This window comes from uncultured Lamprocystis sp. (genome assembly GCF_903933125.1).
Classification (GTDB): Bacteria; Pseudomonadota; Gammaproteobacteria; order Chromatiales; family Chromatiaceae; genus Thiodictyon.
The window spans coordinates 44,736-51,836 of the sequence record NZ_CAIZIZ010000122.1 but is presented as its reverse complement, the minus strand read 5'-3'; the positions used below and the strand labels follow the sequence as shown (position 1 = coordinate 51,836).

10 protein-coding genes are annotated in these 7,101 nt (G+C 60.2%); 8 read left to right on the top strand and 2 right to left on the bottom strand.

Going from position 1 to position 7,101, the window contains the following annotated elements; genetic code table 11:
• On the bottom strand, window positions 1-228 hold a 228-nt coding region (locus tag QZY03_RS05770), incomplete at its 3' end, for a hypothetical protein (RefSeq protein WP_295578965.1).
• 561 nt (window positions 229-789) lie between these two features.
• Between QZY03_RS05770 and QZY03_RS05765 the strand changes: the two genes are divergently transcribed.
• From QZY03_RS05765 to QZY03_RS05750, 5 genes are all read left to right on the top strand, one after another.
• Window positions 790-1,017 carry a DUF2283 domain-containing protein gene (locus tag QZY03_RS05765; protein ID WP_295578964.1) on the top strand — a complete coding sequence of 76 codons (228 nt, stop codon included), beginning with the start codon at window positions 790-792 and terminating at the stop codon, window positions 1,015-1,017.
• A 95-nt stretch (window positions 1,018-1,112) separates the two neighbouring features.
• A complete protein-coding gene (locus tag QZY03_RS05760; protein WP_295578962.1) occupies window positions 1,113-1,547 on the top strand; it encodes a T6SS immunity protein Tdi1 domain-containing protein in 435 nt (144 codons plus the stop codon).
• 76 nt (window positions 1,548-1,623) lie between these two features.
• Window positions 1,624-1,893, top strand: coding sequence for a DUF4160 domain-containing protein (locus QZY03_RS05755; protein WP_295578960.1), 270 nt, complete (start codon window positions 1,624-1,626; stop codon window positions 1,891-1,893).
• Window positions 1,894-1,898: 5 nt separating this feature from the next.
• A complete protein-coding gene (locus QZY03_RS31995; protein WP_083924853.1) occupies window positions 1,899-2,186 on the top strand; it encodes a DUF2442 domain-containing protein in 288 nt (95 codons plus the stop codon).
• A gap of 57 nt (window positions 2,187-2,243) precedes the next feature.
• On the top strand, window positions 2,244-2,444 hold the full coding sequence (locus QZY03_RS05750; protein ID WP_295578958.1) for a hypothetical protein: 201 nt from the start codon (window positions 2,244-2,246) through the stop codon (window positions 2,442-2,444).
• A 476-nt stretch (window positions 2,445-2,920) separates the two neighbouring features.
• Here the strand turns inward: QZY03_RS05750 and tsaA are convergent, their stop codons facing one another.
• Entirely contained in the window at window positions 2,921-3,652 is a 732-nt protein-coding gene (gene tsaA / locus QZY03_RS05745) for a tRNA (N6-threonylcarbamoyladenosine(37)-N6)-methyltransferase TrmO (protein ID WP_295578956.1), read from the bottom strand.
• Between the two features lie 396 nt (window positions 3,653-4,048).
• On the opposite strand from tsaA, the gene QZY03_RS05740 reads away from it, so the two are divergent.
• The 3 genes from QZY03_RS05740 to QZY03_RS05730 all read left to right on the top strand — a co-directional run bounded on the left by QZY03_RS05740 (window position 4,049) and on the right by QZY03_RS05730 (window position 7,100).
• A complete protein-coding gene (locus QZY03_RS05740) occupies window positions 4,049-5,440 on the top strand; it encodes a sigma-54-dependent Fis family transcriptional regulator (protein ID WP_295578954.1) in 1,392 nt (463 codons plus the stop codon).
• Window positions 5,441-6,151: 711 nt separating this feature from the next.
• Window positions 6,152-6,484, top strand: coding sequence for a hypothetical protein (locus QZY03_RS05735; protein ID WP_295578951.1), 333 nt, complete (start codon window positions 6,152-6,154; stop codon window positions 6,482-6,484).
• Window positions 6,485-6,518: 34 nt separating this feature from the next.
• Window positions 6,519-7,100, top strand: a complete 582-nt coding sequence (locus QZY03_RS05730) for a DUF4255 domain-containing protein (RefSeq protein ID WP_295578949.1) — start codon at window positions 6,519-6,521, stop codon at window positions 7,098-7,100.
• Window position 7,101: the final 1 nt, after the last annotated feature.

The following is a 7,101-nucleotide window of genomic DNA, read 5'->3' as shown; positions in this document are numbered from 1 at the left end:
TGGGCCGCTCCTGCCGTAGGAGCGGCCCACGGCCGCGACGGGCTGCCGCAACGACGGGTGGCCGGAATTATGATCAAGGCCGGAAAAGGTCTCCGGTTCCCGGCTGGTCCAGAGTGCGTTCGCGCTCAGCATCCAGCCAACGGTATCGATCCCGTTGACGGCGGCCTGAGTCTCGGGGTTGAGGCAACAGATTTGGCTGGTCCCATCCCGCCATTCGATCACCCGCACGCGCTCGCCCGTGACCGCCGGATGACCCAGCAGTTCCGGGGGAGTGGGAGGCCAAGCGCGACTGCCTGCCGGTGCCTCTAAACACCCTGAACATTCGCCGAGAAAGGGACTTCACACGCGTGTTTTTTCTCTTAATTCTTTGATCAGAACGACGCGCGCATCCCCGGTATATGTGGCGTACCCGCGATCCTTTCGTGCGTTGAGAGGCACGATTGCCTCATAACGCACGAACGGTGCGGTGAAGAACTGCGGGCAAGGGCTTGACAACCCGGATAAACCCTGATGCAATCGGAAAAAGGCGGCGCGTTAAATAGAGAGGTTAACAAAGGCGGTTTTCATGGAAATACGGTTCTCAAGACACGCGAAACGACGTGCGAAGCTTTACAGTATTCCTGAATCCACTGTCGAGCAAATAATCGCGAAAGCAAATCTTGCCGTTGGCGAGAACGAGATAATAGAACTCGTTCCGGGCTTTAAGTTCCCACTGAAAATTGTCGCGGTTCTTGAAGGTCAAGTTGCTACCATAATCACGAGCTATCCGCTCAAAAAAGGACCTACGATATGAGAGTTCATTATGACGATGAAGTTGATGCATTGTATTTAAGTTTTGGCGACCAAGAGTCGGACGGGGTAATCGAAATCGCAGAAGGCGTCAATCTCGACACGACAGAAGATGGAAAAATCACCGGGATAGAGATACTTCGGGCGTCGGACAGGCTTAATATTGATACCATCTTGTCGTATACGCTTGAATTGGACAGGAGTATCTGCAAGAAGAGTGCAGCCTAACAAGCGGACTCAAAAACGAGCGCGCGCCACGGGGTTCGTGCTAACTGGCAGGCTGCGTGGGGGCGCGCGCCGCTTTAGGCCGGTCGTAAGGCGTCATGGAAATCGTTGAGCTTATTGCGCGCGCATGGGGCTGGACCGGAATTCAGCCGGTCAAAGTCGTCGCAGAGAACGACTTCGGGAACCTCATGGTCCGTGACCCACATGGCCAATACTGGCGCATCTGCCCAGAGGACCTGTACTGCAAGATCATCGCGGCGGATCGCTCGGCACTCGACACACTGATCGAAGATGAAGAGTTTCAGCAGGACTGGAGCATGCCTGCCCTTGTCGAAGAGGCACAAGCGAAGGTAGGTCCTCTCGAAGAAGGGCGGAAGTATTGCCTAAAGATTCCCGGCTTGCTTGGCGGTGAGTACGGAGGCGACAACTTGGGCAATTCTGGGGACGCAATTCTGGGGACAGTTTACTTATTTCGACGCAATTCTGGGGACAGTTTACTTATTTCATGCTCTGCGGCAGACGTAATTGAGTAAACTGTCCCCGGAACTCGACTCGTAAACTGTCCCCGGAACTCTTCGAACTCTTCGGCCGATAGCTTCGAGAGAAATCATGCCTTCAATTTCAGCATTTTATGGGATCATCGTTTATATGTATTTCATGGACAACAAACAACATAAACTGCCCCATATTCATGTTACATATTCAGGGCAAGAGGTCATAGTATCTATACCCGACGGAGAAATTCTTGAAGGAAATATTCCCTCTGCAAAAATGAAGCTCCTTAATGCCTGGATAGAAATACATAAGGAAGAACTAATGGCTAATTGGGAACTGGCCCTGTCAGGCGAACTACCTTATAAAATCGATCCTTTGAAGTAAAGATTATGAATCCAAGAGTTGAGCAAGTATCGGTCTTGAATGATTACAAACTGTCTATCGTTTTCAGTAACGGTGAGCAAGGAATATATGATTGCTCTGGCTTGGTAGAATTTGGAGTCTTCAAGGAGTTTAAGAACTATAGCTATTTTAGACTAGCCAAGGTCTCTGCCGGCACTGTCGTTTGGCCTCATGAACAAGATATTTGTCCCGATACATTGTATCTAGACTCGACAAGAGAAATGGACCAGATGGTAAAGGGGCCAAGCTCAATTATGAAATCCAAGAATGCCTAACGGGTCCTACAAACCATTAGGCACCTAATAGCACAGTTGGCATTAGAGGCAACAGAAATGACAGTACTGGAAAGAATCGAAGCTCAGGTTCAGGCGTTATCTGAAGTTGAGCTTTACGAGTTTCGCCGCTGGTTTCAGGAGTGGGACGCCGATGCCTGGGACCGCCAAATAGAGGCAGATGCCCAAGCTGGTAAGTTGGACGCCTTGGCGGCAGAAGCGCTCGCGGAGTACCGCTCCGGGTCGGCTAGGGAAATTTGAAACACTACGCATCAACCAAATTCTGGGGATGTTTCGGCGATCTTCCAGAGTCCATTCAGCAGTTGGCAAGAGCGAACTACGAACTCTTGCGTCAAGACCCGTCGCATCCGTCCCTGCGCTTCAAACAAGTCAAGAATGGACAGTATCGAAGCGTTCGTGTGGGAAAGCATTTTCGGGCTCTTGGCGTACCCGTCCCAGACGGTGTGCAGTGGTTTTGGATTGGCAGTCATGCCGAGTATGACCAATTGTTGGGCTAACAAGTTCGCTCAAAAGCGAGCGTTCGCCACGAGCGTTCGCCGGCATGAAGGGGCTCAAGGTGACAAAACGGGCCAGGTTCAATCATGAAATCTCGTCCAGACGAGACGCTAACACGTTGATGAGGTCATTCAATCCAGGCGACACTCGACGAACCAGGATGAATTCAAAGGGCCTGTGACTGATGGTTCCTTCCCAAATCGCGGACCGATCACCCGAGTTCAATCAACCGGCGCACCCGCCGCCGCGGTGTCCAACCCGGTCACCAGGGCGCGCCGCCCCAGCACCTGCCAACGCAACTCCAGGTCATAGAGCCGCAGGGTGAAGGCATCGCGTTGCGGATAGCGGTCCATATACCCCGGCCGCGGGTCCTGGGCCAGCACCTGTTCGATGAGTTGGCGCAACTGCCGGCTGCCGTCCGGGTCGGCGCGCGCCAGTCCGCTCAAGGCCGCCGGGCTGAACTCCACCTCCCAGTCCTGCGGACGTCCCGCCGCCGCGAACCCGGAGCGCGCGTGGGGCAGGGCGTCGGCGTAGGGGACGTACGGCTTCACGTCGAGGACCGGGGTGCCGTCGAGCAGGTCGACTCCGCGCAGGCGCAAGGCCAAGCCGGTCGGGGTGCGTTCCAGTCCCTGATGTTCCACCGCGGATAGTCCGATCGGGTTGGGCCGATAGGGCGCGCGGCTGGCGAAGACGCCCACCCGCTCACGTCCGCCCAGACGGGGCGGGCGGACTGTTGGCCGCCAGCCGGCGGTCAGACAGTCGTCATGGAACACGAACAGCAACCAAACATGAGAGAAGCCCTCGATCCCTTTGAAGGCTTCTTCGCGGGCATAGTCCGGCAGCAGGTCCAGCCGCGCTTGCGCGGCGGTGACCAGGCCCGGCTGCCGCGGGATACCGAACTTGTCGGTGTACGGAGAGCGGATGAAGCCGATGGGGGAAAAGTGAAAGTCCAACTGAGGGTGCCGCGCTGCCGCTGATCGAGATGCGTGGGATGATCGCCGCCCGTGGGCCGTCGGGGCAAGACGATTCCTACAGGGATCGGGGACGCGTCCGACACGGGCGGTGCCTGAATCGCGCGGACCCCTCGGGTCAAGTCTGCTATCTTTCTCCTAGTAGAATGCCAGGCGATAACCCTCTGACGCCTGACTGACCTTCAAGCAGGCACCCGGTCGCGTCGGCAGCAGGTGCGGCGACAGCACGAATTGATTGAGTCGGCCCGGTACGCGGGTGTCCCGAACGCCTCGCATCGATCGGCAGTGCCCCTGCTGCCGATTTCGCGCCCGGAACTGCGCCTGAGCGCTCCGGGGCATCGTCGATAGAAACTCAACCGGCAAGCCCGGGAGGACTTCTTGAACGCCTCGCCCTTAGCCTTGGTTCCCTTCGCCCATCCGGATACCGGCGCGGCCATGCGCGCGGCCCTCGACGCGCTCGGCTACCAGCCGCGCGTCCTGTCGCCCGCGCAGGTGAACGACGGAGCGATGGACGGCTGGCCGGGGGCGGTGGTGTTCCTGCTCGGTTCAGCGGGTCGTCGGGACCATGTCCTGACGGCCATGGAATCGGCGCGGGCGATGCCAAGTCTGGCACTGCTGGTCACCGGCGAGACGGTGTGGGAGCCGGAGTTGATCGAGCGCTGCTGCGACTGCGCCCGCTGGCCTTGTGCTGAAGATGAACTGGCTTACCGGCTGAAACGCCTGTGCCATGATCGGCGCCCGGCGCCGGAGAGTCTGGACCCCGAGCTCGCGCAGACCCTGGTCGAGCTCAACCTGATCGGCCGCTCCCCGAGTTTTCTCGATGCTATCGGCCGGGTGCGCCGGCTGGCCCAATGCGCGGCCCCGGTGCTGATCGAGGGTGAGACCGGCACCGGTAAGGAACTGGTCGCGCGCGCCCTGCATTACCTGGGCGGGCGGGCGGGTGGCCCCTTCGTGCCGGTCAACTGCGGAGCGCTGCCTGATCATCTGGTCGAAAACGAACTCTTCGGTCATGAGCGCGGTGCCTACACGGATGCCCGCTCCGCCGCCGTGGGCGCGATCGGTGAGGCCGCCGGCGGCACCCTCTTTCTCGATGAGGTCGAGGCACTCTCGCCTAAGGCGCAGGCGGCGCTGCTGCGGTTCCTGCAAAACAAGGAATACCGCCCGCTCGGCGGGCAGCAGGTGCGTCACGCCGATACCCGCGTCGTCACCGCCAGCAACGCCGACCTGCGCGCGTTGTCGGCCCGGCAGGGGTTTCGGGCCGATCTGTACTTCCGGTTGAACATCCTGTCACTGCGGCTGCCGCCGCTGCGCGAGCGGGTGGACGATATCGACCTGCTCGCGCGCCACTTCGTCGAGATGTTCTGTCATCAGTACGGCCTTCGGGTCAAGACGCTGGACCCGGGCACGCTGCGCCTGCTGCGCGCCTATCACTGGCCCGGGAACGTTCGGGAACTCGAGAACCTGATGCATCGCGAGGTTCTCCTGGCGACCGGTGACCTGTTGCGGGTGTTCCCCGCGGCCGATTCCGCACAGTCTTTGGGGCCTTTTCAGCCCGACGACCACCCGCTCGCCGGGATCGGTTTTGCCGCGGCCAAGAGCCGGGCCGTCGAGATCTTCGAGAAGGAGTATCTGATCCGTCTGATGGCGGACGCCAACGGCAACGTGACCCGCGCTGCCCGGGTGGCCGGAAAGGAGCGGCGTGCCCTCGGCAAGCTGCTCAAGAAATACGGGATTACCGCGGCCTCCCTAAACGGCTGCGATCCAATCTGATCTCGCCCGCCGCGAACGCATCCCACCACGCCCGGCAAGCCGGCACAGCAATTCCAAATTTGGGCGGCAGCATCCAGCGTGAAGCCGTCGGCGGGGCTGATGGTGGATGCGCTACGCTTATCCCCCCTACAAAACCTTTAATTTTGTAGGGTGGATAAGGCGCGCCGCACGATGTTCGGGATTCAGCACGTCGGTTGTGCGCGCCCCATCCACCATGGGCCGCAGCGGACCCTCAAATTTGGAATTGCTGAAGCCGGCACGCGGGCCTTGATCGTCATCCCGGCCGGCGGCGTGCGTAGTCAGGGCTTCCAGCCCTGACGGTGTCAGGCCAGGATGGCCTGACGACGCACTCGGCGAGCCCAAGTGGCCGGAATCTTGATCGAGGCCGGCATGCGCTGCCCGGCGCAGCGGGCGGACCATTCCAGTCCCGCGACGGACAGCCGCCGACGGTTGGGGGGTGGGTCGTATCCGACCCGCGCGGGTCGTGGGTGACCCGCCGACGGTCTTGGCGCGAACCGCATAAGATTATGATATCCCTGTGTTTACTGTCGAAACCACGGGTGCTGGTGGGTCCTGATCAACCCGCAGCCTGGTCTCGGCCGCAACACGCCATTGCGATTCAATTGGTTACGAGAAGACTCGCATTGGCATCCAAACTGCAACACTCGGACATGGCGCCAGCGCTTGGGCCGACGCGAGACGAGGGTGGCGATGGGCATGAATCCCGAAGTCGATGTCGAGTCGCTCGCGCGCGAAATCCTCAGGTATCTGGAAACCCATGGGGAGGCGGCGGATACGGTCGAAGGGATCGCCCGCTGGTGGATCAAGCGGCAGCGACTTGAAGAGACCCGGTGGCGGGTTCAGCGTGCCCTCGATTATCTGGTCGGCGAGGCGCGGGTCCAGTTCAAGGTCTCACCGGCCGGCCAGACCCTTTATATGTTGGCGGGTGATGGCGCAGGCGCCACACGCCAGTCATCGGGAGTCGGGCCCGCCGAACCTGCGGCGGAGCCGCGGCCGAGTGCGCCCGGTGACTCTTTGCAGTAAACGAAAGTAAACGGATCGAAAACGAGCCTTATCCATGTTCATTGCCGGCGCCAGCGCTACCCTGCGGAGGTTACTCGAAGACCAGTTGGCTGCCACCGGCGGTGTCAACCCCTTCACGGTGTCGCTTTTTTCCACGCGTCACTTCTCCCCGGGGCTGACCAACACGGTGGCCATCTTTCTCTATCGGGTGGAGGTGGACGAGGCGCGCCGCCACGTCGAACTGCCCCGGTTGGCGCCGACCGCCCCGCGGCGGGTGGCCCTGGGGCTGGAACTGCATTACCTGCTCACGGTGTGGGGCAGCGGTCCGTCGGCGGAGGGAGAACAGATGATGCTGGCGCGCTGCATGGATATCCTGGATCGTCACGCCGTGATCACCGGCAACCTGCTGGATCCCGGTTATCCCTGGGAGCCCGAGGACGCGCTGCGGGTTTCGCTCTCGCACTTGAGTACTGAGGACATGCTGAGGCTCTGGGACAGTCTGGAGCCCCCCTACCAGATCTCGATCCCTTATGTGGTGCGCACGATCCGGTTGGCCGTGCGCGAGCGCTCCGACCCCCCGATTGCCGATACCCGGACCTTGGTCATGACCCCGGTTGTGCCCCCGGTACCTGCCTGAG

Coding starts and splice junctions, on each gene's coding strand:
- QZY03_RS05765 (WP_295578964.1), top strand. CDS start 790: ATGAGAGTTCATTATGACGATGAAGTTGATGCATTGTATTTAAGTTTT.
- QZY03_RS05760 (WP_295578962.1), top strand. CDS start 1,113: ATGGAAATCGTTGAGCTTATTGCGCGCGCATGGGGCTGGACCGGAATT.
- QZY03_RS05755 (WP_295578960.1), top strand. CDS start 1,624: ATGCCTTCAATTTCAGCATTTTATGGGATCATCGTTTATATGTATTTC.
- QZY03_RS31995 (WP_083924853.1), top strand. CDS start 1,899: ATGAATCCAAGAGTTGAGCAAGTATCGGTCTTGAATGATTACAAACTG.
- QZY03_RS05750 (WP_295578958.1), top strand. CDS start 2,244: ATGACAGTACTGGAAAGAATCGAAGCTCAGGTTCAGGCGTTATCTGAA.
- QZY03_RS05735 (WP_295578951.1), top strand. CDS start 6,152: ATGGGCATGAATCCCGAAGTCGATGTCGAGTCGCTCGCGCGCGAAATC.
- QZY03_RS05730 (WP_295578949.1), top strand. CDS start 6,519: ATGTTCATTGCCGGCGCCAGCGCTACCCTGCGGAGGTTACTCGAAGAC.